The sequence below is a fragment of the Streptomyces sp. NBC_00212 genome, from assembly GCF_045206365.1.
In the GTDB taxonomy this organism is placed as follows: Bacteria; Actinomycetota; Actinomycetes; order Streptomycetales; family Streptomycetaceae; genus Streptomyces.
In genome coordinates, this window is record NZ_CP108115.1 from 4,834,461 (window position 1) to 4,859,531 (window position 25,071).

19 protein-coding genes and 1 tRNA gene are annotated in these 25,071 nt (G+C 72.2%); 13 read left to right on the forward strand and 7 right to left on the reverse strand.

Features of this window, described 5'->3' with window-relative positions; translation table 11 throughout:
• Window positions 1-8 precede the first annotated feature (8 nt).
• The 7 genes from OHA17_RS22240 to OHA17_RS22270 all read left to right on the forward strand — a co-directional run bounded on the left by OHA17_RS22240 (window position 9) and on the right by OHA17_RS22270 (window position 10,587).
• A complete protein-coding gene (locus OHA17_RS22240) occupies window positions 9-305 on the forward strand; it encodes a hypothetical protein (protein WP_406508050.1) in 297 nt (98 codons plus the stop codon).
• A gap of 325 nt (window positions 306-630) precedes the next feature.
• Window positions 631-846: a hypothetical protein gene (locus OHA17_RS22245; RefSeq protein ID WP_398878631.1), complete on the forward strand. Its 216-nt coding sequence runs from the start codon at window positions 631-633 to the stop codon at window positions 844-846.
• A 188-nt stretch (window positions 847-1,034) separates the two neighbouring features.
• Entirely contained in the window at window positions 1,035-3,857 is a 2,823-nt protein-coding gene (topA, locus tag OHA17_RS22250) for a type I DNA topoisomerase (protein ID WP_406508051.1), read from the forward strand.
• Window positions 3,858-3,998: 141 nt separating this feature from the next.
• A complete protein-coding gene (tmk, locus tag OHA17_RS22255) occupies window positions 3,999-7,244 on the forward strand; it encodes a dTMP kinase (protein ID WP_406508052.1) in 3,246 nt (1,081 codons plus the stop codon).
• A 287-nt stretch (window positions 7,245-7,531) separates the two neighbouring features.
• A complete protein-coding gene (locus tag OHA17_RS22260) occupies window positions 7,532-8,737 on the forward strand; it encodes a DNA polymerase III subunit delta' (RefSeq protein ID WP_406508053.1) in 1,206 nt (401 codons plus the stop codon).
• A 121-nt stretch (window positions 8,738-8,858) separates the two neighbouring features.
• Window positions 8,859-10,418: an alpha/beta hydrolase gene (locus tag OHA17_RS22265; RefSeq protein WP_406508054.1), complete on the forward strand. Its 1,560-nt coding sequence runs from the start codon at window positions 8,859-8,861 to the stop codon at window positions 10,416-10,418.
• A 95-nt stretch (window positions 10,419-10,513) separates the two neighbouring features.
• Window positions 10,514-10,587, forward strand: a tRNA-Thr gene (locus tag OHA17_RS22270).
• Between the two features lie 287 nt (window positions 10,588-10,874).
• Here OHA17_RS22270 and OHA17_RS22275 read toward each other — a convergent pair.
• Window positions 10,875-12,134, reverse strand: coding sequence for an MFS transporter (locus tag OHA17_RS22275; RefSeq protein ID WP_406508055.1), 1,260 nt, complete (start codon window positions 12,132-12,134; stop codon window positions 10,875-10,877).
• Window positions 12,131-13,537, reverse strand: a complete 1,407-nt coding sequence (locus tag OHA17_RS22280) for a GH1 family beta-glucosidase (protein WP_406508056.1) — start codon at window positions 13,535-13,537, stop codon at window positions 12,131-12,133. Before OHA17_RS22280 ends, OHA17_RS22275 begins: the two co-directional genes overlap by 4 nt.
• Window positions 13,538-13,612: 75 nt before the next feature.
• Between OHA17_RS22280 and OHA17_RS22285 the strand changes: the two genes are divergently transcribed.
• From OHA17_RS22285 to OHA17_RS22295, 3 genes are all read left to right on the forward strand, one after another.
• Window positions 13,613-14,269, forward strand: coding sequence for a histidine phosphatase family protein (locus tag OHA17_RS22285; RefSeq protein WP_406508057.1), 657 nt, complete (start codon window positions 13,613-13,615; stop codon window positions 14,267-14,269).
• 200 nt (window positions 14,270-14,469) lie between these two features.
• A complete protein-coding gene (locus OHA17_RS22290) occupies window positions 14,470-14,979 on the forward strand; it encodes a SigE family RNA polymerase sigma factor (RefSeq protein WP_398878807.1) in 510 nt (169 codons plus the stop codon).
• Between the two features lie 108 nt (window positions 14,980-15,087).
• Window positions 15,088-16,335 carry a hypothetical protein gene (locus tag OHA17_RS22295; protein ID WP_406508058.1) on the forward strand — a complete coding sequence of 416 codons (1,248 nt, stop codon included), beginning with the start codon at window positions 15,088-15,090 and terminating at the stop codon, window positions 16,333-16,335.
• Window positions 16,336-16,374: 39 nt separating this feature from the next.
• Here the strand turns inward: OHA17_RS22295 and OHA17_RS22300 are convergent, their stop codons facing one another.
• On the reverse strand, window positions 16,375-18,093 hold the full coding sequence (locus OHA17_RS22300; protein ID WP_406508059.1) for a bifunctional 3'-5' exonuclease/DNA polymerase: 1,719 nt from the start codon (window positions 18,091-18,093) through the stop codon (window positions 16,375-16,377).
• A 104-nt stretch (window positions 18,094-18,197) separates the two neighbouring features.
• Entirely contained in the window at window positions 18,198-19,511 is a 1,314-nt protein-coding gene (locus tag OHA17_RS22305) for a LuxR C-terminal-related transcriptional regulator (RefSeq protein ID WP_406508060.1), read from the reverse strand.
• Between the two features lie 148 nt (window positions 19,512-19,659).
• Between OHA17_RS22305 and OHA17_RS22310 the strand changes: the two genes are divergently transcribed.
• Window positions 19,660-20,568: an NADP-dependent oxidoreductase gene (locus OHA17_RS22310; RefSeq protein WP_406508061.1), complete on the forward strand. Its 909-nt coding sequence runs from the start codon at window positions 19,660-19,662 to the stop codon at window positions 20,566-20,568.
• Here OHA17_RS22310 and OHA17_RS22315 read toward each other — a convergent pair.
• The gene (locus OHA17_RS22315; RefSeq protein ID WP_406508062.1) at window positions 20,558-21,469 is read right to left on the reverse strand and encodes an AraC family transcriptional regulator; all 912 of its coding nucleotides are present in this window, start codon (window positions 21,467-21,469) and stop codon (window positions 20,558-20,560) included. The genes OHA17_RS22310 and OHA17_RS22315 overlap by 11 nt on opposite strands.
• 134 nt (window positions 21,470-21,603) lie before the next feature.
• On the opposite strand from OHA17_RS22315, the gene OHA17_RS22320 reads away from it, so the two are divergent.
• Window positions 21,604-22,497 (forward strand): MBL fold metallo-hydrolase, encoded by an 894-nt coding sequence (locus OHA17_RS22320; protein WP_406508063.1) that lies wholly within the window; start codon window positions 21,604-21,606, stop codon window positions 22,495-22,497.
• Here the strand turns inward: OHA17_RS22320 and OHA17_RS22325 are convergent.
• Complete coding sequence (locus tag OHA17_RS22325; RefSeq protein ID WP_406508064.1) at window positions 22,485-23,165, reverse strand: GDSL-type esterase/lipase family protein; 681 nt, start codon at window positions 23,163-23,165, stop codon at window positions 22,485-22,487. The two genes, OHA17_RS22320 and OHA17_RS22325, sit on opposite strands and share 13 nt — an antisense overlap.
• Window positions 23,166-23,252: 87 nt before the next feature.
• On the opposite strand from OHA17_RS22325, the gene OHA17_RS22330 reads away from it, so the two are divergent.
• Complete coding sequence (locus tag OHA17_RS22330) at window positions 23,253-24,224, forward strand: WD40 repeat domain-containing protein (protein ID WP_406508065.1); 972 nt, start codon at window positions 23,253-23,255, stop codon at window positions 24,222-24,224.
• Window positions 24,225-24,265: 41 nt separating this feature from the next.
• Here OHA17_RS22330 and OHA17_RS22335 read toward each other — a convergent pair whose 3' ends face one another.
• Window positions 24,266-24,919 (reverse strand): DUF4360 domain-containing protein, encoded by a 654-nt coding sequence (locus tag OHA17_RS22335; protein WP_398878548.1) that lies wholly within the window; start codon window positions 24,917-24,919, stop codon window positions 24,266-24,268.
• Window positions 24,920-25,071 lie beyond the last annotated feature (152 nt).

The window sequence follows — 25,071 nt, forward strand, 5'->3', positions numbered from 1 at the left end:
GCAGGGGCGTGCGCGGCGCTCGCGCACGCCACCAGGCGTACCGGGACGGCGCGTTGGTCAATGAGCGGCCGGCGCCGCGACGGCTCGTCAAGGACGAAGTCCTGGTCAGGGCCCGGGCGTTCGCGGCCGGGGGCATCAACGCGCTGTTCGCCGGGCTGGCGCCGCAGGCCAAGGGGGAGCCCGCCCTGGCCAGGCCGCGCGGGCGCGAGGAGGGGGCGGTTCCGCCCTGCTGCTCACCGGAGCGAGCGTGCTCCAGCAGGCGCTGCCGGGGTGGATGCGTACGACAGGTGACGTACTGCCGCTGACGCGCGCGGCGGACGCGGCCCGACGCCTGGCGGACGGAAGGGGGCATCGCCTGGGTCCGGGGCGGTGCGGAATGGGCTGTCGGCTTGGGATATGCCCTGCTCACGGCGGTGCTGCCGACCGTCTTCGAGTGGGGCGGCGGGCGGCGGGCCACGCTTGATGTGATGTGACGCTCGACGCCCCTGTGACGTGCGACGCCTCGACGGGTTATCAGGAGAGGGGGATCTGGCTGAAATGTGCATGATCGGGTGACCGTTCACCCGGCGTTCTCCGGAATGCGGCCCCGGCTCTGCCCGGGGGTGCCGCGTGGTGACCAGGATCGCGCCCATGAACGCAATGGGTGGGACCGAGACGGGGCCGGCGGTCTTCGCGGGAACGGTGTTCGTGCTGTTCGGGGGCGCTCTGCTGCTGTGGACGGCATCCTGCGTGCGCCGCCGCACGCCGGTCGCGCACGGGGTCTCGCCGGTCGCCTCGGCCGTGCTCGCGAGCGCCTTCGGCGCCGCCTTCCTCCTCCTCGGCCTCTGGTGCTTCGCCCGCATCTAGTCCGAAAGGGGATGAAACGCTTTTCGGAAGGCTTCGGGACGGTCCGGGCGGCAGGATCGCGGTAAGTCGGGTTACCGTTCGAGTGGCCGCTGCGGGCTTTTGCTGTTTGACACGGGGGCGGGTTGTACCGTCACACTCCGCAGCGTCATGTACTGACACCCGAGTGCCGACCGGAGAGAAGAGCGAAGTTGTCCCCGACCAGCGAGACCGCAAAGGGCGGCCGCCGACTCGTCATCGTCGAGTCTCCTGCCAAGGCGAAGACGATCAAGGGCTACCTCGGCCCCGGTTATGTCGTCGAGGCGAGCGTCGGGCACATCCGCGACCTGCCGAACGGCGCCGCCGAGGTGCCCGAGAAGTACACCGGCGAGGTGCGCCGTCTCGGCGTGGACGTCGAGCACGACTTCCAGCCGATCTACGTCGTCAACGCCGACAAGAAGGCCCAGGTCAGGAAGCTCAAGGAGCTCCTTGCCGAATCCGACGAACTCTTCCTCGCCACCGATGAGGACCGCGAGGGCGAAGCCATCGCGTGGCACCTGCAGGAAGTTCTGAAGCCCAAGGTCCCGGTCCACCGGATGGTCTTCCACGAGATCACCAAGGACGCGATCCGGGACGCCGTCGCCAACCCGCGCGAGCTGAACCAGCGCATGGTCGACGCCCAGGAGACCCGCCGCATCCTCGACCGCCTCTACGGCTACGAGGTCTCGCCGGTCCTGTGGAAGAAGGTCATGCCGCGGCTGTCCGCCGGGCGCGTCCAGTCGGTGGCCACCCGACTCGTCGTGGAGCGGGAACGCGAGCGCATCGCGTTTCGTTCTGCTGAGTACTGGGACCTGACCGGGACGTTCTCCACCGGCCGGGCGGGCGACGCCTCCGACCCGTCCACGCTGGTGGCACGGCTCAACACGGTCGACGGCCGGCGCGTGGCGCAGGGTCGCGACTTCGGTCCCGACGGACAACTCAAGAGCGACGTCCTGCACCTGGACGAGGCGAACGCGCGGGCCCTGGCCGCAGCGCTTGCCGACTCCGCCTTCGCCGTGCGCTCGGTGGAGTCCAAGCCCTACCGCCGCTCGCCGTACGCCCCGTTCCGTACGACGACGCTCCAGCAGGAGGCCTCGCGCAAGCTGGGCTTCGGTGCCAAGGCGACCATGCAGGTCGCCCAGAAGCTGTACGAGAACGGCTTCATCACCTATATGCGTACGGACTCCACGACGCTGTCCGACACGGCCATCGCGGCCGCCCGGGCCCAGGTGACGCAGTTGTACGGCGCCGACTACCTGCCGGACAAGCCGCGTACGTACGCCGGGAAGGTCAAGAACGCGCAGGAGGCGCACGAGGCGATCCGCCCTTCGGGTGATCGTTTCCGCACCCCGGCCGAGACCGGCCTGACCGGCGACCAGTTCCGGCTCTACGAGCTGATCTGGAAGCGGACCGTCGCTTCCCAGATGAAGGACGCGGTCGGCAACTCGGTGACCGTGAAGATCGCGGGGCGGGCGAGTGACGGCCGGCAAGCCGAGTTCACCGCGTCCGGCAAGACGATCACCTTCCACGGCTTTATGAAGGCGTACGTCGAGGGCGCGGACGACCCGAACGCCGAGCTCGACGACCGCGAGCGCCGGCTGCCGCAGGTGGCCGAGGGCGACGCGCTGTCGTCCGAGGAGATCTCGGTGGACGGCCACGCGACCAAGCCGCCGGCCCGCTACACCGAGGCCTCGCTGGTCAAGGAGCTGGAAGAGCGCGAGATCGGGCGTCCTTCGACGTACGCCTCGATCATCGGCACGATCCTGGACCGCGGGTACGTGTTCAAGAAGGGCACGGCGCTCGTCCCGTCGTTCCTGAGCTTCGCCGTGGTCAACCTCCTGGAGAAGCACTTCGGCCGGCTCGTCGACTACGACTTCACCGCCAAGATGGAGGACGACCTCGACCGCATCGCGCGGGGCGAGGCCCAGGCGGTGCCGTGGCTGAAGCGCTTCTACTTCGGTGAGGGCGACGCGGCGACGGGCGGCTCCGCCTCGGCCGCCGGAAACGGCGACGGGGACCACCTCGGCGGGCTCAAGGAGCTCGTGACCGACCTCGGCGCGATCGACGCCCGCGAGATCTCCTCGTTCCCCGTCGGCGAGGGCATCGTGCTGCGCGTCGGTCGCTACGGCCCGTACGTGGAGCGCGGTGAGAAGGACTCCGAGGGCCACCAGCGCGCGGACGTACAGGACGACCTGGCGCCCGACGAGCTGACCGTCGAGTACGCGGAGGAGCTGCTCGCCAAGCCGAGCGGCGACTTCGAGCTGGGCGCCGACCCGGTCAGCGGCCACCAGATCGTCGCCAAGGACGGGCGTTACGGCCCGTACGTCACCGAGATCCTGCCCGAGGGCACGCCGAAGACCGGCAAGAACGCGGTCAAGCCGCGGACCGCCTCGCTCTTCAAGTCGATGTCCCTCGACACCGTGACGCTGGACGACGCCCTCAAGCTCATGTCGCTGCCGCGCGTGGTCGGCGCGGACGCCGAGGGTGTCGAGATCACCGCGCAGAACGGGCGCTACGGGCCGTACCTGAAGAAGGGCACCGACTCGCGCTCCCTGGAGACCGAGGACCAGCTCTTCTCCATCACGCTCGAAGAGGCGCTGGCGATCTACGCCCAGCCCAAGCAGCGTGGCCGCGCCGCCGCCAAGCCCCCGCTCAAGGAGCTCGGCGTCGACCCGGTCAGCGAGAAGCCGGTCGTGGTGAAGGACGGCCGCTTCGGCCCGTACGTCACCGACGGCGAGACCAACGCGACGCTGCGGACCGCCGACAGCGTGGAGGAGATCACGCCGGAGCGCGGCTTCGAGCTGCTCGCCGAGAAGCGTGCCAAGGGCCCGGCCAAGAAGACGGCGAAGAAGGCCCCCGCCAAGAAGACCGCCGCGAAGAAGGCTCCGGCCAAGAAGACGGCGGCCGCGAAGAAGACCGCGGCGTCCAAGACGACCGCGGCGAAGAAGGCTCCCGCGAAGAAGACCGCGGCCAAGAAGGCCACGGCTTCGGAGTAGGTCCGACGGTTGACGGGGGGCCGGGGCACACGCCCCGGCCCCCCGTTCCGCGTTGAGCCCCGGTGGAGCCCGAGTCGCTTCGTCCGTCCATATGTTCGGGCACCCCCGCGAGGATCGCTGCGCTCCGGATAGGCTGGGCGGATGACGCGAGGAGCCGAGCATCCCCCAAGCTCTGAAGGAGTCGTGAGCCCCATCTCCGACGCCCTAGCCGCAGACTCACGTGAGCGGGCCGTACGCGCCCTGCTGCGCATCCCTTCGCTGCGGCGGTTGTGGAGCGCACAGCTGGTGGGCGGGATCGGCGACGCGCTCGCCGTACTCGTCACGCTGCTGCTGGCGTTGCAGGCCGCGGTGGAGCAGCAGTCCTTCGGGGGCGGATACCGGGGGGCGGCGTTCGCCGTCGCCGCGGTGCTCGGTGCCCGGGTGTTCGCGACGGTGCTCTTCGGGGCCGCGCTCCTTGGCCCGGTCTCCGCGCTCACCGCGCCGAACGGGCCGCTCGACCGGCGCTGGACGATGGTCGGCGCCGACGGCGTACGGGCCGCGCTGCTGATCGTCGCCCCGCTGTGGATCGACTGGACGCCGGCCAACGCCCTGCTCCTCATCCTCGTCACCGCGTTCCTCGCGGGAGCCGCCGAACGGTTCTGGACGGTCGCCAAGGAGAGCGCGGCGCCCGCGCTGCTGCCCGCACCTCCTTTGGAGGGGGCCGCCGTCCGGCCGCTGCCGGACCACCTGGACGCGCTGCGCAGGCTTTCGCTGCGTACGACCTTCGTGGCGATCCCGCTGGGCGCCGCCGCCCTGCTCGTCGCGGCTCTCGTGAGCAATCTGCTCGGAACGGGCATCGACTGGTTCAAGCTGCACCAGGCCGCGCTCGGCTCCTACCTCGCCGCCGGGCTCTTCGCCGCGTCGATCTCCGTGGTCGCCCTGCTCGAACTGCCCGACACCCAGACGCCGCGGGCCCGTTCTCCGCTGGAGGGGCTGCGCAGGCCCAGCACCGGAAACGGCCCCGACAGGGGACGTACCGGCGCGGTTCCGCTGCTCGTGCTCGCCTGCGCCGCCATCACGGCCGCCATCGCCGCGGCCGCCTCGGTCGCCGTGCTGCACGCCGTCGACCTGGGCGGTGGCCCGGCCGCGTTCGCCCTCCTGATCCTCACCCTGACCGGTGGCACGGTGCTTGGCATCCGTACCGCCGCCAAGATCCTTCCGGTGCTCTCCCGGCGCCGCCTGCTCTCCCTGGCGATCGCCGTCACCGGCATCTCGCTGCTCGCCATAGGCCTGGTGCCGGACCTGGCGACCGTGCTGCTCATCGCGCTGATCGCGGGCGTCGCCGCCGGTGTCGCCGCGAACACCGGGCACGTACTGATCGACCAGGAGACCGAGGAGTACCGCAGGGCCCGCACCGCCGAGCACCTCCAGGCGGTCGTACGGGTCTCGACAGGGCTCGGCGCCATCGTCGCGCCGCTGCTTGCCGCGGCCATCGGCAGCCACCGTGTCGAGTCGGGCTCGTTCGTCTTCGCGCACGGCGGCGCCGGATTCACGCTGATGCTGGTGGGCGCGCTGCTCCTGCCCATGGCTGCGGTCGTGCTCGCCAAGGCCGACGACCGCCAGGGCGTGCCGCTGCGGCGCGACCTGGCCGACGCGGTCCGCGGCGCCGACCCGGTCCAGGCACCCGCCGCGACCGGCTTCTTCATCGCCCTGGAGGGCGGCGACGGGGCCGGCAAGTCCACCCAGGCCGAGGCGCTCGCCGAGTGGATCCGGGCCAAGGGCCACGAGGTCGTCGTGACGCGTGAGCCCGGTGCGACGCCGGTGGGCAAGCGGCTGCGGTCGATCCTGCTCGACGTGTCGTCGGCCGGCCTCTCCAACCGCGCCGAGGCGCTGCTGTACGCGGCCGACCGCGCGGAGCACGTCGACTCGCTGGTGCGCCCCGCCCTGGAGCGCGGCGCGATCGTCATCTCGGACCGGTACATCGACTCCTCCGTGGCCTATCAGGGGGCCGGTCGTGATCTGTCCCCGACCGAAGTTGCCCGGATCAACCGGTGGGCAACTGGCGGACTTGTTCCGAATCTGACCGTTCTGCTCGATGTTTCGCCCGAAACGGCGCGCGAGCGCTTTACGGAGGCGCCCGACAGGCTGGAGTCGGAGCCGCCGGAGTTCCACGGACGGGTGAGGTCCGGCTTCCTCACCCTGGCCGCCGCCGACCCTTCGCGCTATCTGGTGGTCGACGCCGGCCAGGAGCCGGAAGCCGTCACCACGGTCGTACGCCACCGGCTAGACCAGATGCTGCCGCTCTCCGAGGCCGAGGTCAGGGCCCAGGAGGAGGCGCGCAAGAAGGCCGAGGAAGAGGCCCGCAAGCGTGCCGAGGAGGAGGCCGCGCGCAAGGCCGAGGAGGAGCGCCTGGAGCGCGAGCGCCAGGCACAGCTGGCCAAGCTGCGCGCCGAAGAAGAAGAGCGCAAGCGGCGCGAGCTCGAAGAGGCGCGCCTGCGTGAGGAGGAGCGTCAGGCGGAGGAGGCCCGGCAGCGGGCCGAGGAGGCCAGGCGGCTCGCCGAGGAGGAGCGCGTACGGCGCGAGGCCGAGGAGAAGGCGCGCGCGGCCGAGCAGGAACGCCTGCGCAAGCAGGCGGAGGACGAGGCCCGGCTGCGGGCCGAGGCGGAGGCGCGCCGCTTGGAGAAGCAGCGCAAGGCCGAGGAGGCGTTGCTGCGCGCGGAGGAGGCGCGTCGGCTGGCCGAGGCCGCGGCGGTGGCCGCTGCGGCGGAGGCGGCCGCCAAGGAGAGCGGCTCGGCTGCGGCGAGCGCGTCCGGGGCGGTCGGCTCCGCTGGTTCCGGCCGGTCGCCCGGCTCCGCCGGTTCGTCCGGCTCGGCCCGTTCCGCCGATGTTTCGGAGTCGGAGATCACCGTGGCGACCCCGGTGGTCAGCCCGAATGAAGTGACCCAGTCGGTGCCGGTCGCGGAGCCCAACGAGGTCACCCAGCCGGTGCCGGTGGCCGAGCCGGATGCGATGGGTGGGGCGGGTACCAAGTCCGGTCGTGCCTCCGACGCCGATGAGACGACGGTTCTGCCGTCGGTGCGGGACGCGGGCCGTAACGCCGGCCGCGATGCTCGGGCCGCCGACGAGACCGCGGTGCTGCCGCCGGTGCGCGACGCCGATCCGGCGGACCGGGTGCCGCCGGGCCTCTTCCGCGACGAGCGGGGGGCCGGCCACCAGGGCGACGGCGGCAACGAGCGCACGCGTGAACTGCCCCAGATCGACCCGGAGACGGGCCAGGAGCGCCAGCGCCGGCGTTCGGACTGGGCGGAGGAGACCCCGCTGGACGACCTGCCGACGCTCGCTGACGAACTGCTCGGCCCGCGCGACGACGAGGACGACAACCCGCGCGGCGGCCGCCGCAGGCGCTGACCGGATCGGACCGCTCGGTTCGCCCCGGTTCGCCCCGAGATCTGCCGGGCCGGGCCCGCCCCGGTGGGGTAGGCCGCAGCCCCGGCCTTCGTGCTGGCACGCAGAGGAAGTTGCGTGCCGGCACGATCGTTTCGGGGGCCGGAATTTTCTAGAGTTCTGAGTGCCGCAGGACCGCCGAGCGCCACCGCACTCTCCCGTCCTGTGGGGGTTTGCCCGCCGGCGTCCGTTGTCAGTGGGGTGGCGCACAATGGGGCGCAGCAGTGACCGCAGGTATGGAGGGGCAGTCGATGGCCGTATGGGACGACCTGGTGGGCCAGGAGCGGGTGCAGGAGCAGCTGGGTGCCGCCGCCCGGGATGCCGACGTGCTCATCACCGCCGAGCGTTCCGGCCAGCCGCGCCCCGAGGCGTCGAAGATGACGCACGCCTGGCTGTTCACCGGCCCGCCCGGCTCGGGCTGCCCCACCACGGCCCGCGCTTTCGCTGCCGCTCTCCAGTGCGTCAGCCCCGACCGCGCGCTCGGTGGCGCACCGGGCTGCGGCTTCTGCGACGGATGCCATACGGCTCTGATCGGTACGCACGCCGATGTCACGGTCATCACCACCGAGGGCCTCACCATCGGCGTCAAGCAGACCCGCGAGCTGGTGCGGGGTGCTCAGATGTCGCCGTCCGGCGGCCGCTGGCAGGTGATCATCATCGAGGACGCCGACCGGTTCACGGAGCAGGCCGCCAACGCCGTCCTCAAGGCCGTGGAGGAGCCCGCCCCCCGCACGGTGTGGCTGCTGTGCGCGCCCTCCTTGGAGGACGTGCTGCCCACCATCAAGTCCCGCTGCCGCCACCTCACCCTGCGCACGCCGCCGGTCGAGGCGGTCGCCGACGTGCTGATCCGGCGCGACGGCATCGAGCCCGAGGCCGCGTACGCGGCGGCCCGCGCCACCCAGGGCCACATCGGCCGGGCCCGCCGCCTGGCCACCGACGCCTTGGCCCGGGCCCGGCGGGCCGCGGTCCTGAAGGTGCCGCTTCGGGTCGACGACGTGGGCGGCTGCCTCAAGGCCGCGCAGGAGCTGGTCGACACCGCCGCGGACGACGCCAAGCAGGTGGCCGAGGAGGTCGACGTCAAGGAGACCGAGGAGCTCAAGGCGGCGATGGGCGGGGTCGCCGGCGGCCGCATGCCGCGCGGCACCGCCGGGGTGATGAAGGAGCTGGAGGACAAGCAGAAGCGCCGTAAGACCCGCACGCAGCGCGACAGTCTGGACCTCGCGCTCACCGAGCTGACCGGCTTCTACCGGGACGTCCTCACCCTGCAACTGGGCACCCGGTCGGCCATCGCCAACGAGGACGTACGGGACGCGGTGGACCGGATCGCCCGCGCGTCCGGCCCCGAGCGCACCCTGCGCCGCATCGAGTCGATCCTGGCGTGCCGCGAGGCACTGGACCGCAACGTGGCTCCGCTCCTGGCGGTGGAAGCGATGACGCTCGCGCTGCGAGCGGGCTGAAACCGGCCGGGGGGAGCGACCATGGGGGAAATCGGGGCGGGCGAGGTTGACGGGATCACCCGTACGAGCCGCGCCGCCGCGCACCGCATACATCACGTCACGAGGCGGATACGCTCCGGAGATGGACTCCAGGCGCCTGCTCCGTACTTCAGCCATCGCCGCCGCGACGGCCGGCCTGCTCATCTCCGGCTGCTCGTCGGGCAGTTCGTCCACGTCCGCGACCGCGTCCCCGCAGGCCGCGACGAAGGCGGGGCCGGCCGACGCCTCGACGGGCGAGGGCCTCGCCCCGTACTACACACAGAAGCTGAGCTGGCGGGCGTGCGGTGTCGCGAAGTTCGAGTGCGCCACGATGAAGGCGCCGCTCGACTACGCGAAACCCGCCGGGCCGTCGGTCAACCTGGCGGTCGCCCGGGTGAAGGCGACCGGGCCCGGCAAGCGGATCGGATCGCTCCTGGTCAACCCGGGCGGCCCGGGCGGCTCGGCGGTCGGCTACCTCCAGTCGTACGCGGGCATCGGCTACCCCGCGCCGGTGCGGGCCCGCTACGACATGGTGGCCGTGGACCCGCGCGGCGTGGCCCGCAGCGAACCCGTCGAATGCCTCACGGGCAAGGAGATGGACGCATACACGGAGGTCGACCAGACCCCCGACGACCCGGCCGAACAGACCGCCCTGGCCAAGGCGTTCAAGGACTTCGCGAACGGCTGCGAGGCGAAGTCCGGCAAGGTCCTGCCCCATGTCTCCACGGTCGAGGCAGCCCGTGACATGGACATTCTGAGGGGAGTCCTCGGCGACCAGAAGCTGTACTACGTCGGCGCCTCGTACGGCACGTTCCTCGGGGCGACGTACGCGGAGCTCTTCCCCTCCCGCACCGGCCGACTGGTCCTCGACGGTGCGATGGACCCGTCCCTCTCCTCCCTGGACATGAACCGCGACCAGACGGCGGGCTTCGAGACGGCGTTCCAGTCCTTCGCCGCGGACTGCATCAAGCAGAAGGACTGCCCGCTGGGCTCCGCCTCCGTCGAGGACGCCTCGGACCGCCTGCGGAAGTTCTTCAAGGGCGCCGACGCCAATCCGATTCCCACCGGCCAGAGCCGACAACTCGGCGAGTCCCTGGCCACCACGGGCGTGATCGCCGCGATGTACGACCAGGCCGCGTGGCCCGAACTGCGCACCGCGCTGGCCCGCGCCATGAGCGGCGACGGCGCGGGCCTGCTGGCCCTGGCGGACTCGTACTACGAGCGCGACGCGAGCGGCAAGTACGCGAACCTGATGTTCGCCAACGCCGCCGTGAACTGCCTGGACCTGCCGCCCTCCTTCGCCGGCCCCACCGAGGTGACGGCGCAGCTGTCCTCCTTCGAGCAGGCCTCCCCGGTGTTCGGCGACGGCTTCGCCTGGTCCGGCCTGAACTGCACGTACTGGCCCGTCAAGGCCACCGGCGCCCCGCACCGCATCGAGGCGAAGGGTGCCGCCCCGATCCTGGTCGTCGGCACCACCCGCGACCCGGCGACCCCCTACAAGTGGGCCCAGTCCCTCGCCGCCCAGCTCTCCTCCGGCACTCTCCTCACCTACGAGGGCGACGGCCACACCGCGTACGGCCGCGGCAGCGACTGCATCGACACCGCGATCAACACCTACCTCCTCGACGGCACCCCGCCGCCGAAGGGAAAGCGCTGCTCATAGCCCCGACCGAGCCCGCCCCGACCCTGGTCGGGACCACTCCAGAAACTGTGTAGACTTGGCGACGCTGCTGCTCGCACCATGGTGCGCAGGGCGGTGCCGCCTTAGCTCAGTTGGCCAGAGCAACGCACTCGTAATGCGTAGGTCTCGGGTTCGAATCCCGAAGGCGGCTCTGTAGAAGCCTCAGGACTCACTCGCCGTGACCTGGGGCTTTTGCTTTTTTCGGGGTGGGTGGGGCGGGGTGAAGGGCACGGTCGCTCGGCGGTGGCTACCTCACGCCGGCGCGCTTCTTTCTGAGCCGTGCCCAACGGGCAGTCGAAGGTCGCCACGGGCGTTGTGCCGATGGCAGTGACCTATGCCGGTGTTGTGGGGGTAACAGGGGCAGGGCGGCCACAGCGGCGAGGGTGGCTGGTCCGGGCCTGGAAGCGCTTGCCCACCCCGGCTGAGGCTTCGCGCGCCTCACCCCACCCCCCGAATCCGCCCCACCAGCAAAGACCCGCTCACCCCGATCGCCCCCGCCAGCGCGTACAGCACCCCGTACCCGCCCAGGTGCGTCACGACCGGGGCCGCTATTACGGGGGCCAGGACCTGGGGGAGGGCGTTGGCTATGTTGATGACGCCCAGGTCGCGGCCCCGGTCGGTCGCGCTGGGCAGCACGTCCGTGAGCAGCGCGAAGTCGACCGACGTGTACACCCCGTACCCGACGCCCAGCACCAGCGAGGCCACCACCGCCCCCGTCCACGTCTGCCATACCGCGAGCAGCAGCGTCGCCGCCGAGATCACCAGGCCGGACCACACCACGAAGACCTTGCGCCGGCCCGTGCGGTCCGACCAGATGCCGCTGATCACCACCGTGCCCAGCAGCGTCACCGCGTCCAGCGCGGTCAGGATGAGCACCCCGGTGTCCGCGTCGCCCGCGTAGTGCACCGCGTCGGTCAGGTAGTACAGCAGGTACATCGTGCTGATCGAGTACGACAGGTTCATCAGGAACCGCGTCAGCCACGCCCAGCCGAAGTCCGGGAAGCGGGAAGGGCTTATCCAGAAGCCTCGCGCGAACTCCCGCCAGTGGAAGGGGAGTTGATCGGCCGGCAGTAGGCGGGTGTCCCTGCGCATCGCCACGTACGGCACGGCTGCGAGCAGGGAGAAGGCCGCGCACGCCGTGTAGCCCGCCCCGATTCCGCCCGCCGCCGTCGCCAACGCCGTGCCCACCAGGATGCCGCCCACCTGTGACACTCCCAGCCAGCCGCCCACCATTCCGCGTCGGCGGTGCGGGACCTGGTCCGGGACCGCGGCCGTCAGGGCGGCGAACGACGCGTTCAGGGCCAGCTGCACCAGGCACCAGCCCGCCGTCATCACCGCCACGCTCGGCGCCCACGCCAGGACGAGGAGGCCCGCGAACCCGCCCGCGCCGCCCGCCACGACCCAGGGGATCCGGCGGCCCACCCGCGCCGTCGTACGGTCCGACAGCGCGCCGAACACCGGGTTCGCCACCATCGACACCGCAGCGCCAATTCCCGTCACCAAGGCGAGAGTTGATGCTTTGTGGGTGGGCGTGAAGTGTTCGGCCTGGCGGGCCAGGAGCAGTTGCAGCGGGCCGAACCAGCCCACCCACACCCCCAGGTTGGCCAGGGACAGCGCCCCCACCCAGCGCCCGCCCGGCCGATCCCCCTCGCCCGAACCCGGCTTGCCCAGGGCTCTGGCCCCGGGCTCCAGTGTCACCGCCCGTACCCGAAGACATCGCTGCCGGCACCCCGGATGACATCGCGATACCAGGCGTACGAGTCCTTCGGCGTGCGCGCCAGCGTCTCGTAGTCGACGTGGACCAGGCCGAAGCGCTGCCGGTAGCCCTCCGCCCACTCGAAGTTGTCCAGGATCGACCAGATGAAGTAGCCGCGTACGTCCACGCCCTCGGCCATCGCCCGGTGCAGGGCGCGCAGATGGCCGTCGTGGTACGCGATCCGCCGGGCGTCGGCCACCCGTCCCGGCTCCTCCGGGGCGGGCTCGTCCCCGTAGGAGCAGCCGTTCTCCGTTATGAGGAGAGGGGGCAGTGAATCGCCGTACCGCGTATGAAAGTTGGTGAGCAGCTCGTGCAGGCCGTCCGGGACCACCGGCCAGCCGAAGTCCGTGCGCTCGTGGCCTTCGATCTCGTGCAGGCCGAAGGGGAGGTCCGGCGGGAGATCGATCCCGGCCAGGGTTGTTACCGCGTCCGCCTTCGGTGCGCCCACCAGTGCCGGGTTGTAGTAGTTGATTCCGTACCAGTCGAGGGGAGTTGAGACGATCTTCAGGTCCTCGGCGACTGGGCCCGGCATCAGGTCGGCCCAGCCGTCGGGGTAGGCGCCGGTCAGGATCGGGTCGGCGAAGAGACGGTTCATCAGCGTGTCGTACAGCTCGGCGGCCGCGCGGTCCTCGTCCGTGTCGCCGGCCGTCCACACCGGGCTGTGCGAGGCAGCGATGCCGATCTCCCGCGCGCCGGCGGCCCGCAGTGCCTCGACTCCCATGCCATGGGCCAGGAGTTGGTGGTGCGCGACCGGCAGCGCGTCGAAGATCAGCCGCTTTCCGGGGGCGTGTTCACCGAGCCCGTACCCCAGGAGCGTGATCTCGGCGGGCTCGTTGAGGGTGATCCAGCGCGGCACCCGGTCAGCGAGCCGCTCCGCGACGATCGAGGCGTACGAGGCGAACCGCTGCGCGGTGTCCCGGTTCAGCCAGCCGCCGCGCTCCTCAAGGGCGAGCGGGGTGTCCCAGTGGAACAGAGTGGGGACGGGGGTGATCCCGGCGGCGCACAACTCGTCGACCAGGCGGTCGTAGAAGTCGAGGCCCTGTTGGTTGACGGGGCCTTCACCGGTCGGCTGGACCCGGGACCACGAGATCGAGAACCGGTAGGCCCCGACGCCCAGTCGGGCCATCAGTGCGACGTCCTCGCGGTAGCGGTGGTAGTGGTCGGTGGTCCTGTCCGCGTGCGAGCCGTCCTTGATCCGGCCGGGTTCCTTGGTGAACGCGTCCCATGTGGACGGGCCCCGGCCATCGGTGTCCACCGCGCCCTCGATCTGGAACGCGGAGGCGGACACCCCCCACAGGAAGTCGGACGGGAAGGCGGGCAGCGGCGGCAGAGGCGGCGGCGTCATGGGGGAACCTTTGAGCCCGGGGCCGTGTCCTGTCAATGGAAAGTGAACAATTTTCAGGTTCTAAGGAGCAGTAGCTTGCAGCACTCCGTACCGCCCACCGCGACCCGCTATCTCTACCTCGCCCGGCACGGCGACGCCGGGCACGAGGGGCCCGCGCTGACCGACGCGGGGCGGCGCCAGGCCGCGTTGCTCGGGCGGCGGCTCGCCCGGGTGCCGCTGGACGCCGTGCACCACGGGCCACTCGGCCGGGCCGCCGAGACCGCCCGGCTCATCGCCGCCGAGCTGGACGGCGCAACGGCGACGGAGGCCGCATGGGCGGGGGACTACGTGCCGTACCGGCCCGAGCGGGGCGAGCTCCCCGCATCGGACGCCGACCGCATCCTCGACTTCCTCGGTGACCCGGAGCCGGGCGAGCGGGAGGCCGGGGCCAGGCTCGTGCGGGAGGCCATGGCGCACTGCACCGGGCCCTTTAGTGGACCCTCCCCGCGTCACGAACTCGTCGTCACCCACAGCTTCCTCATCGGCTGGCTGGTGCGCGCCGCACTCGACGCCCCCGACTGGCGCTGGATCGGGCTCAACCACTGCAACGCCGCCCTGACCGTCATCCGGTACGCACCCGACCGGCCCGCCTCGGTGCTGCTCTTCAACGACATGGCGCACCTGCCCGCCGAGCTGAAGTGGACCGGGTTCCCGGAGGAGTTCGGGGCCGAGTTCGGTGAGCTGGGGGTCTGAGTCCCGCCCGTACGCACACCGTGGCCTCCCGCCCCGAAAGCCCGGGTGAAACATTGCGGGGGGCCTCGCGCGTCAGTGGGGTGTAGAGGGAGAACCAGCAACGGGCGGGGGCGGGGCGGGCCGTGAGGCAGCCGTGGAGACAGGGGCGGCACGGGGTGCCGGAGGGACCGGGCCCGGCGGGGATACCGAGCGGGCCGCCGGTGCGGTCGGTCCGGGCCGAGGAGTTCCGGGAGTTCGCGACGGGGCGCGCGGCGCAGCTCTTCCGGTCCGCCTGCCTGCTGACCAGCGGGGACACCCATCTCGCCGAGGACCTCGTGCAGGAGACGCTGGGCCGGATGTACGCGCTGTGGGGGCGCGTCTCGCGGATCGACAATCCGGCGGGCTATGCGCAGACCGTGCTCGTACGGGCCTTCCTCACCCACCGTCGGCGCCGCTCGGCCACCGAACGGCCGCTCGGTGAACTCCCCGACCGCGCGGCGGCCACCGGCGAGGACCCGGCGCTGCGCGTGGCCCTGCTCGACGCGCTGGGGCAGCTGTCGCCCAAGGACCGGGTGGTCATCGTGCTCCGCTACTGGGAGGACCGCAGCATCGAGGAGACGGCGGACGCCATGAACGTCAGCTCGGCCGCCGTCCGCACCCGCTCGGTGCGCGCCCTCGCCAAGCTCCGCGAACGGCTCGGCGACTCCCTCGCGGAGTACGCCTCCCACTGACACGCCCGAGCCTCAACTTCCGCGCGTCCAACGGCAGTTGCATCCCTTTTCAGCGACCAGATTTCAGCGACCAGATTCAGTGACCGGATCAGGAAAGCGTGGTTTGTCATGCCCTTTGAGGACCGGCTCGGCGAGGCCATGCGGCACACCGGGGACAGCTTCGAACTCGGCGACCGCCGCGACCTGGTGGAGTCCGGCCTCGTCCGGGGCCGCCGCCGGCTGGCCCGGCGCCGCACGGCCGCCGTCACCGGCAGTGTGCTCGCGCTCGCCACGGTGGGCCTGGGAAGTGCGTACGCCGCCGGGTTCGTCGGGGGCGGCGGGGACTCCTCGGTGGCCGCGCCGCCGAAGCCGACGCAGCGGGCGGACGGGGCCATGAGCGGCGAGAAGATGGTCGCGCTCTTCAAGTCGCTGCTGCCCCCGGGCACCGTGACCAAGGAGCAGGGGAACGGGCCGGGCGATCCGGAGGCCTCGGGCAAGCCGGACGTCTCGTCCACGGCGTCCGTGTCCGGGGTGTTCGACGACGGGAACGGGCCCGGCCTCGTCGCTCTGGGAGTGAGCAGGGTCGATCCGGCCGCCGAGTCCAGCCGCGAGCAGGTCACCTGTCCCGCCAAGGCCTTCGTGGACTACGACTCCTGCCAGACCGAGCAACGGGCCGACGGCTCGCGGTACATGCTGCTCCAGGGCTACGAGTACCCCGACCGGCGCGAGCCGACGAAGGACTGGCGGGCCGTCCTGCTCACCCCGAAGGGCACCCTGATCGACGCGAGCGAGTGGAACGCGCCCGCCGAGAAGGGCGCCCGGGTCAGCCGGGAAACCCCGCCGCTCACTGCCGGGCAGCTCAAGGCACTGGTCATCTCGCCGAAGTGGCTCTCGGTGGCCGACGCCCTCCGCGCGCCCGAGAAGCCCGCGAAGCCCGAGCGGTCCGTCGGCGGCGGGCCCTCCGCCGAGGCGGTCCAGAAACAGCTGATCGCGCTGCTCCCTGCGGGCAGGGGCCTCAAGGTCGGCGAGAAGGGCGGCCAGGACGGCTACGCCTTCGTCGTGCTCGACGACGGCAAGGGCAAGAGCCTGGTGCAGATCAATGTGCAGTCCGGGATGTCGGACGTCGCCCCGGAAGGTACGACCTCGACGCTGCCGGACGGCACCCGGATCGGCCTGGCGAAGAAGCCGGGCGAGAAGGGCGGCGCCGGGGCGGTCATGTGGACCGCCGACACCGTGCGGCCCGACGGGTTCCGGGTCGTCGTCTCCGCCTTCAACACCGGCAACCAGAACGAGGCAGCCACCCGCGCCGAGCCCGCCCTCACCCTGGGCGAGCTGAGGACCATCGCCCTCGACCCGCGCTGGCTCACCCTCAAGTGATCTGCCAACAGGGCTGTCTCAAGTGCCAAGGGAACAGGGCTACTTCGCGTCCGAGTAGCGCTCCACCACCGCCGTCGTGAACGGGAAACGCACCGGCGTGTCCCCGAAGGTGATCCGCCCGGCCAGTTCGCCGGCCTCGCGGATCGCCTTCGTCACGACGTCCGCCTCCTCGGCCGGGCAGTGCACGATCACCTCGTCGTGCTGGAAGAAGACCAGCTCGGCCTGGAGCCCGGCCGCATCGATCGCCCGGCGCAGTGCGGCGAGCAGCAGCAGCGCCCAGTCGGCGGCGCTGCCCTGCACCACGAAGTTCCGGGTGAACCTGCCGCGCGCTCGGGCATCACTGGAGGCATACCCGGGCGCGAACTCCCCACCAGAACCGGCCAGTTGATCGTCCTGTTCCTGGGGGATGCCCGCCTCGTCGGCCTCGCCCGCACCGGCGGCGGGCGGGCTGGTCCTGCCCAGCCAGGTGCGTACGAGCCGGCCCTCCTCGCCCGCCTTCGCCGCGTCGTCGACGTACGCCACCGCGAGCGGGAAGCGTCTTCGCAGCGCGGCCAGGTTCTTGAGGCCGTCGCCCGAGGTCTGGCCGTAGACGGCGCCGAGCAGCGCGAGCTTGGCGTGTTCGCGGTCACCGGAGAACGCCCGGTCGGACAGCGAGGTGTACAGGTCGCCGTCGTGGCCCGCCACCTCCATCAGGCCGGGGTCGCGGGAGATCGCGGCGAGCACCCTGGGCTCCATCTGGTCGGCGTCGGCGACCACCAGGCGCCAGCCCTCGTCGGCGACCACCGCCTGCCGTATCACCTTGGGGATCTGCAGGGCGCCGCCGCCGTTGGTCGTCCAGCGCCCGCTGGCCGCGCCGCCCGGGGTGTACTCGGCCCGGAAGCGGCCGTCACGCACCCAGTCCTGAAGCCAGCTCCAGCCGTGCGCGGTCCAGATCCGGTACAGCTTCTTGTACTCGATCAGCGGCTCCACCGCCGGGTGGTCGAGCTCGGCCAGCTCCCAGCGCCGGGTCGACTTGATGCGGATCCCGGCCTCGCCGAACGCCTTCACCACATCGGCGGGCAGGTCCGGTCTGACCCGCCGCCCGAAGGCCGCCGACACCTGGTCCGCGAGCTCCGCCAGGCGGCGCGGCTCGCCGCCGCCCCCCGTGCGGGGCGAGCCGCTGGCGTACCGCTCGCCGAGCAGGCCGTGCAGCACCTCGCGGTGCACATCGGCCCGCCACGGCAGGCCCGCCCTGTTCATCTCGGCGGCGACCAGCATCCCCGCCGACTCGGACGCGGTGAGCAGCCGCATCCGCCCCGGGTGCTCGGCACGGTCGTGCCGGCGCTGCTGGTCCGCGTACACCTCAAGCAGCGCCTCGAAGGGCAGCTCCGCCGTGTTCTGGGGCTCGAAGAGGGAGGACTGCGAGCCCGGTTCGGCCGCGCGGGGTGGCGGGTCGGCCGGTACGGGTCTGTTGTGGAGGCGGGCCCAGGCGGCCGCCGCCGAGCGGGGCTCGCCGAGCCGGCCCTCGTGGCCGAGCAGCAGCAGCTCGGCGTCCTCGATGTCGTAGCACCGCTCGACCCTGACGCCGGCCGCGAGCAGCCGGGGGTAGAGCTCGGTGGTGGACCGCCACACCCAGCGGCCCACCTCGGGGCGCGCGCGGACGGCCGCGACCAGGTCGGCCTCCTCGCGCACCTCGCCCGCGGGCAGCCCGTCGTCCCCGAGAGGGGCGAGCCGTGCCCCGCCGCCCTCGGCCGCCGCGATGGCCCACCGTTCGTTCACGCGATCGAGTCTGGCACCCGCCACTGACAACGGCCCGCAGCCGTGACCGGCACCCGCCACTGACAACGGCCCGCAGCCGCTACCCGGCATGCATAAAAGGGCGGCTACGCCACCGCGTGCAGCATCGCCGCCGCCTCCCCGCGCGAGCTCACTCCCAGCTTGGCCAGGATGTTCGCGACGTGGAACTTCACCGTCGACTCGCTGATGTGCAGCTCCTCGGCGATCGTCCGGTTGCGGTGCCCCCGGGCGAGATGGCCGAGCACCTCCGCCTCGCGCGGGTGCAGCCCGGCCAGCGGGTCGACGCGCGGGCTCGGGGCGGTGCCCAGCGGCAGGGTCGCGGTGACCGTGGTGCCCCAGCCGGGCAGCGCGTCCACCGCGAGGGTGCCGCCGAGCGCGGCCAGGCGCTGGGCCACCCGATGGGTGTCGAACGCGGCCCGTGACAGCTCGCCGGGCCCGTCGTCCCGTACGGCCGCGACCAGTTGGCAGTTCACGATCCGCCAGCGCACATGGATGCGGCGCACCCCCTGCTGGCCGGCCATGGCGAGCACCAGGGCGCGTACGGCGGCGCGTGAGAGGTGCGCGACGTCGGCCGCGACCGACATCTCGGCGGTCTCCGCCTCCGGCGGCGCGAATTCGAGCCGCACTTCGCTGTGGCGGAGCAGCGGCTTCAGGGAGTCGGCGAGCCGGGCGAAGGCCTCGGCGGCCGGCTCCTCCGTGAGCTCCTGGTTCCGGTCGGCCTCGGCGCGCAGCGCGACCAGGGCGGACACCGCGAGGTCGACGGCGCGCGAGCGGGCCGCCCGGTCCTCCAGGTTCTTGCTGCGCAGGACGCCGAGCAGGGCGGTGAGCGCGGCCTCGTGGGCCTCGCCCAGTTCGGCGATCACCCGGGCCCGCTCGGCGGCGGTGGACCGCGACTGGGCGAGCGTGCCCGGCACCGCCTCGATGGCGAGGCGGGCCCGATGGCCGGTCACCAGGTCCCACAGATGCTGGACGATCTCGCCGTCCGCGTCCGTCAACAAGGCTCCCGGCGACTTGCGTACGAGAACGAGCAGCGGTGGCCGCGCGGCCATGGGCGCGGCCTCGCTCGCGACCGCCACCACGGCTTGTTCCACCCCGCCGATCACGGCCGTGCCCTGCCAGAGGAGGCCCGGCGTGACGAGCGGGCCGAGCTCCTGGAGGTCGGCGACGGCGATCCGGGCCGCCCCCGTGTCGCTGTGCACCTTGAACGGCGAGTGCGCGCAGTGCCCCGACAGCTCGGCGGCCACCGTGTGCGGGACCAGCGGCGCGATGGCCTCGGAGAGGGTCGGCAGGATCTCGTCCAGCGGCCCGCTCACCAGCTCGGCGGCGCGCGCGAGGGCGAAGGCGGCGGGCGTCGTACCGGTACCGGCGCGGGGTGCGGTGCGGCTCGTGCGGGGCTCCATCACGCCAGCGTACGGTCGGCGCGGCCGTCCGTGCCCAGCCTTGTGGCCAGGTCGAACCGGCCGTAAGACGGGCCGGGTTGGGCCGGGCGTCGACGGACGCTGGAACCACGTCGTGGACGACGTAGTGAGCGATGCGAGGAGTGCTGTGATGGAAGCGATCGTGTACGAGCGGTTCGGCGGCCCCGAGGTGCTGGCCCTGGGCGAGGCCGAGAAGCCCGAGCCGGGCCCCGGCCAGGTGCGGGTGAAGGTGGTCGCGGCGGGCGTCAACCCGGTCGACTACCGGATCCGCAACGGCTGGATGCAGCACCAGTTCCCGGTGACTTTCCCGGCGGTCCCGGGCCTGGAGCTGGCGGGCGTCGTCGACGAACTGGGCGAGGGCGTCACCGGGTTCGCGGTCGGCGACGAGGTGTTCGGACACTCCGACACCGGCGCGTACGCCGAGTACGCCCTGGCCACCCACGTCGTGCGCAAGCCGGCCGAGCTGACCTGGGAGCAGGCCGTCGCGCTTCCGGTGGCGGGCGAGACCTCCGAGCGGGTCCTGCGCCTGCTCGAACTGGCCGAGGGTGAAACCCTGTTGATCCACGGCGCGGCGGGCGTGACCGGCTCGGTCGGCGTGCAGCTCGCGGTGGCCCGGGGTGCCAAGGTCATCGGCACCGCGTCCCCCGCGAACCACGCCTTCCTGCGCGAGCTGGGCGCGATACCGCTGGCGTACGGGGAGGGCCTGGTCGAGCGGGTGCGCGAGGTCGCCCCGCAGGGCATCGACGCGGTGTACGACGCGGCCGGCAAGGGCGCGCTGCCCGACTCCATAGCGCTGCGCGGCGGCACCGCCTCCCGCATCGTCACCATCGCCGACACGGGCGCCGCCGACCACGGCGTCCGCTTCAGCGGCGAGGGCACGCCGGCCCCCGAACCGATCTACGAGGCCCACGCCCGCCTGGTCGCCGAGGGTCGGCTGCGCATCCGCCACGCCGAGACGTTCCCGCTCGCCGACGCGGTCAAGGCCCTGGAGCTGAGCGAGGGCGGCCACACCAGGGGCAAGCTCGTCGTCAAGCCGTGACGCCGGCCCGGTAGCGCCCCGGCGTCGTGCCGTACTGCCTGCTGAAGGCGTGCGACAGGGCGTACGGGGTGCTGTAGCCGACGCGCTGGGCGATGGCGTCGAGCGCGTCCGGGGTGGTGCGCAGCAGGGCCGCGGCCCGGGTCAGCCGCCACCAGGTGAGGTACGCCATCGGAGCCCGGCCGACGAGGGCGGTGAACCGGCGCGCCAACGTGGCCCGGGACACGCCCACGTGGCCCGCGAGCCGCTCGTTGCTCCAGGCCGCGGCGGGGTCCTCGTGCAGGGCGTGCAGGGCCTCGGCCACCACCGGGTCGTGCAGCGCGGCCGGCCAGCGCGAGGTGGTGCCCTCCGCCATCCAGGCCCGTACGAGATAGACGAGCAGCAGATCGAGCAGGCTCGGCAGGGCGACCGCCGAGCCGGCGTGCGAGGAGGCGACCTCGCGGCCCAACAGGTCGATGGCGGACCGGAGTTCGTCGTGGTGGCCCACCCGGTTGGGGATGTGCACGACGTCCGGCAGGTCGGCCATCAGGGGGTGCGTGTGGCGCCGGTCGAGCCGGTACTTGCCGCACAGCAGCTCCGTATCGCCCGTATCCGCACGGCAGTCGGGGGCGGCCGACTCCGACCAGCGGGCGAAGTCGACGGCGCGCTCCACGGTGGCCCGGTCGGCCGGGCGGTCGGCGATGACATGCCCGCTGCCGTGCGGAAGCAGCACCGCGTCCCCCGTGTTCAGGACGACCGCGGAGCCGCCCTCGGTCACCATCCAGCAGCTGCCCTCCAGGACGACGTGGAAGCCCGCGCCCTCGTACGGGTCGAGGCGGGCGCACCAACTGCCGCCCACCCGCAGCCTGGTGGAGGACGGCCGGCCCACCCGCACCGCGGAGATCGCATCGCTCACCAGGTCCATGCGGCCAGCCTAGCGATGACCCGCCGAGCGCGTGAGACGTTCGCGTATTCAGATGAGTAGAAGAGGCATTGAACGGCTCACCTCCGCCCTCTTAAGGTCGAGGCAACGGACAGCGAGCGGAAGGCGGCGGAGACGTGCGGAGCATCACCTTGGGCGAGGTCGAGGTCATCAGGGTCGTGGAGTGGGAGGGCGCTTTCGGGTCCGCCCGCCGGATCGTGCCGGACGCCGGGATCGAGGTGTGGAAGGCCAACGAGGAGACGCTCGCGCCGGACTTCTGGGAGCCCGGCAGCGACCAGTGGATCGGGGCGCTGCAGACCTGGGTGCTGCGCAGCGGCGGGCGGACCGTGCTCGTGGACACCGGCGTAGGCAACGGCCGAGAGCGGCCCAGTATGCCGATGTTCCACCATCGAAACACCGATTTCCTGGGGCAGTTGGCGGCCGCCGGAGTGCGGCCCGAGGACGTCGACGTCGTCGTCAACACCCATCTGCACGCCGACCACGTCGGCTGGAACACGGTGGGTCGGGGGCCCGGCGAGTGGGTGCCCGCGTTCCCCAACGCCACCTATCTCATGCCGGCCGCCGACCACGCCCACTTCGACCCGGCCAACGGGCGCGAGCTGCGCGTGGACGACGTGGCCCTCTTCGGGGACAGCGTCGCGCCGGTCGTGCGGGCCGGGCAGGCCGTGCTGTGGGAGGGCGAGCACCGCATCGACGACAACCTCCTTCTGGAGGCGGCGCCCGGACACACGCCGGGCTCCTCCGTACTGAGGCTCGCGTCCGGCGGCGAGCGGGCCGTGTTCGTCGGCGACCTGCTGCACAGCCCGGTGCAGATCGCCGAGCCGTCCTGCAACAGCTGCTTCTGCGAGGACGAGGCGCAGGCCGCGGCCACCCGCCGCCGCATCCTGGGCCGCGCCGCCGACGAGCGCGAACTCGTCGTCCCGGCCCACTTCGGCGGCCCCGGCGCCTTCGAAGTCCGGCGCGAGGCAAGCCGGTTCGCGGTCCGGAACTGGGCGTCCTACAGCGCGTAGCGGGCGCCCAGCTCCCAGGCGCCGTGCAGCGCGTTTGCGAAGGCCGCCGCCAGCTTGTGCTCGCCGCTGGGGCCCGGGTGCGTGCCGTCGTAGGTGTCCCGGTGGATGTCGTACGAGTCCGGGACCGCGGCGAGCAGCAGCGGGGACGCGGCCGTGTCGAGGTCGGCGACCGCCTTGGCGAGCAGCTCGTTGAAGAGGGCCACCTCGGCCGCGAAGGGGGCGTCCTCCTCGGCCCGGATGTTCGGGATGACGGGCAGCGCGACTATGCGGACCTGCGGGTTGGCTTCCCGGGCGCCCTCGACGAACGCGCGCACATTGGCGGCGGTCTGGCCGGCGTCCGTATAGAAGCCGAGGTCTATCAGGCCGAGCGAGACGAGCAGCACGTCCGCCCGGCTCTCCGCGACGGCCGGGCCGATCACCGGGGCCATGTGCAGCCAGCCCTCGCCCCAGCCCGCGAGGTGGCGGCGGGCGGCGGCCGGGAAGCCGGGGTCGGCGTACTCGTGCGAGACCGGGGCGCCGGCCGCCGGGTCGTACAGGGCGGTGCGCGGGCCGACGATCTCGTACGGGCCGTCGAAGGTCGCTTCGAGGTGGCGCCACATGCGGTGGCGCCAGGTGAAGTCGCCGGGGCATCCGATGGTCATGGAGTCGCCGACGAAGAGAAAACGCATGGGGGTCATCATTACCGATCGGTACGCGGTGCTGCGACGTGACGGTGGACACCCCGGGTACCGGACGCGGCCGTGGACACTGGGGGGATGCGTTCGCTTCTGAGGGTGTGCGGGGTGGCCGGGCTCGTCCTGGCGTGTGCGGCGGGACCGGCCGTGGCCGACGGCGGCGGGTTCACCATCAAGGACCCCCGCGTCAAGGAGTCCAGCGGTCTCGCCGCGAGCCGCGCCCATCCCGGCATCTACTGGACGCACAACGACAGCGGGGACGGCCCGTACGTGTACGCCGTGGACGCGAAGACCGGGCAGACCGTCGCCCGGGTCACCATGGAGGGCATCGGCCGGCCGCGCGACGTGGAGGCGATCTCGATCGGGCCCGACGGCGACCTCTACGTCGGCGACATCGGCGACAACCTGGACGGCTCCTGGAGCCACGTCTGGATATACCGCTTCCACGAGCCCGCCCAGCTCAAGGACCAGACGGTCAAGGCCACGCAGTACGTCGTCCAGTACGCCGACGGGCCGCGCAACGCCGAGGCGTTGATGGTCCACCCGAAGACCGGCCGGGTCTACATAGCCTCCAAGCGCGAGAGCGGCGGCGGCCTCTACGAGGGTCCGGCCCAGCTCTCCGCCTCCGGTACGAACGTCTTCCGCCGGGTCGGCGAGGTGCCCTGGGTGACCGATGGCGCGTTCTCACCGGACGGTACGAAGCTGGCGCTGCGGGGCTACTTCGCGCTGGCCGAATACGCCTGGAAGGGCGGGGCCGGACCGCTCGGCGACTGGCACGCGGTGCCGGGCACGCCGGTGCAGGCCCAGTCCGAATCGGTGACGTACACCCCGGACGGCTCGGCCCTGATGGTCGGCTCGGAAGGGGCGGACAGTGACGTGGTGCGCGTCCCCCTAAAGGAGGGTGGCGCCAAGTCGCCCTCGGCGGGCGGCAGTTCCACCGATTCGGGTGACGGCGCGGGCAGCGGGAACTATCTGCTCGGCGCGGTGGTTCTGGCGGGCGCCACGGTGCTCGGCCTGGGAGTCAAGCGCGTACTGAGGCGCCGCAGCGGCTGAAGGGCCCGCACCACTTCGCGGTACGGGCCCCGTGACGCGGCTCAGCGCTGCTGGTCCGGGCACTCCTTCCAGGCCAGGTGGTAGATGGTCTGGATGTTGCCGTCGGTGGAGTCCATGGCGATGAAGCTGTTGGTCTTCGGGTCCGAGGTGCCGGCGCTCGCGCGCAGCTCGGTGTTGATGTTGAAGTTGCGCTGCACGCCGCAGGGGGCCCAGACCAGCTGGCCCCAGTCGGTGGTGTCGGTGGCCTCCCAGTCGTTGTCGTACGGGCCGTTGAACGGGTGCGTTCTGCTCGCCGTGTCGGGCGAGCCCTGGAAGTAGTACGAGGCCTTCTGGGTGGCGCTCGCGCCGCTCTCCAGGTGGGCGTAGCCGCGGTAGTCGGCGCTCGCGATGGCGTAGGTGAAGCCCGAGGGCACGTGCACGATCAGGTTGAGCTGGCAGTTCTTGCGGAAGTCGGTGGGCTTGGAACCGGCGCCCACCTGCGCCAGGTACTGGCTGTAGGTGACGGTGAAGGCGGTGTTGTCCGGGGAGACGGCGACCGCGGCGGTGCCGATGGGGCAGCCGGAGCCGTTGACGGTCGCGACCTCGATCACGATCTTGTCGGGCGGCGCGATGATGCCGGCCGGGGCGGCCTGGGTGAAGAGCGAGGACGCGAGGAACGCTGCGGTCGCGCCGCCTGCGAGAAGTGCACCGGGCATGGTGAAGCTCCGATCGGTTGGTCGGTGGCCTTGCGTGGATGTGGGGAGTCCAGCCGAGCGTTCATGCATAGTTGAGGCATGAACATGTCAAACCTTCGGGCCGGTCCGGCCGTGGTGCGGTGCGCGCCGGACCGCTTTGGATGGTAGGGACC

Excerpts from the sequence above, each read along its gene's own strand:
- OHA17_RS22335 (WP_398878548.1), bottom strand. The coding sequence starts at position 24,919 with ATGCCCGGTGCACTTCTCGCAGGCGGCGCGACCGCAGCGTTCCTCGCG.
- OHA17_RS22265 (WP_406508054.1), top strand. The coding sequence starts at position 8,859 with ATGGACTCCAGGCGCCTGCTCCGTACTTCAGCCATCGCCGCCGCGACG.
- tmk (WP_406508052.1), top strand. The coding sequence starts at position 3,999 with ATGACGCGAGGAGCCGAGCATCCCCCAAGCTCTGAAGGAGTCGTGAGC.
- OHA17_RS22295 (WP_406508058.1), top strand. The coding sequence starts at position 15,088 with ATGCCCTTTGAGGACCGGCTCGGCGAGGCCATGCGGCACACCGGGGAC.
- OHA17_RS22315 (WP_406508062.1), bottom strand. The coding sequence starts at position 21,469 with ATGGACCTGGTGAGCGATGCGATCTCCGCGGTGCGGGTGGGCCGGCCG.
- OHA17_RS22245 (WP_398878631.1), top strand. The coding sequence starts at position 631 with ATGAACGCAATGGGTGGGACCGAGACGGGGCCGGCGGTCTTCGCGGGA.
- OHA17_RS22305 (WP_406508060.1), bottom strand. The coding sequence starts at position 19,511 with ATGGAGCCCCGCACGAGCCGCACCGCACCCCGCGCCGGTACCGGTACG.
- OHA17_RS22325 (WP_406508064.1), bottom strand. The coding sequence starts at position 23,165 with ATGCGTTTTCTCTTCGTCGGCGACTCCATGACCATCGGATGCCCCGGC.
- OHA17_RS22310 (WP_406508061.1), top strand. The coding sequence starts at position 19,660 with ATGGAAGCGATCGTGTACGAGCGGTTCGGCGGCCCCGAGGTGCTGGCC.
- OHA17_RS22280 (WP_406508056.1), bottom strand. The coding sequence starts at position 13,537 with ATGACGCCGCCGCCTCTGCCGCCGCTGCCCGCCTTCCCGTCCGACTTC.
- OHA17_RS22260 (WP_406508053.1), top strand. The coding sequence starts at position 7,532 with ATGGCCGTATGGGACGACCTGGTGGGCCAGGAGCGGGTGCAGGAGCAG.
- OHA17_RS22330 (WP_406508065.1), top strand. The coding sequence starts at position 23,253 with ATGCGTTCGCTTCTGAGGGTGTGCGGGGTGGCCGGGCTCGTCCTGGCG.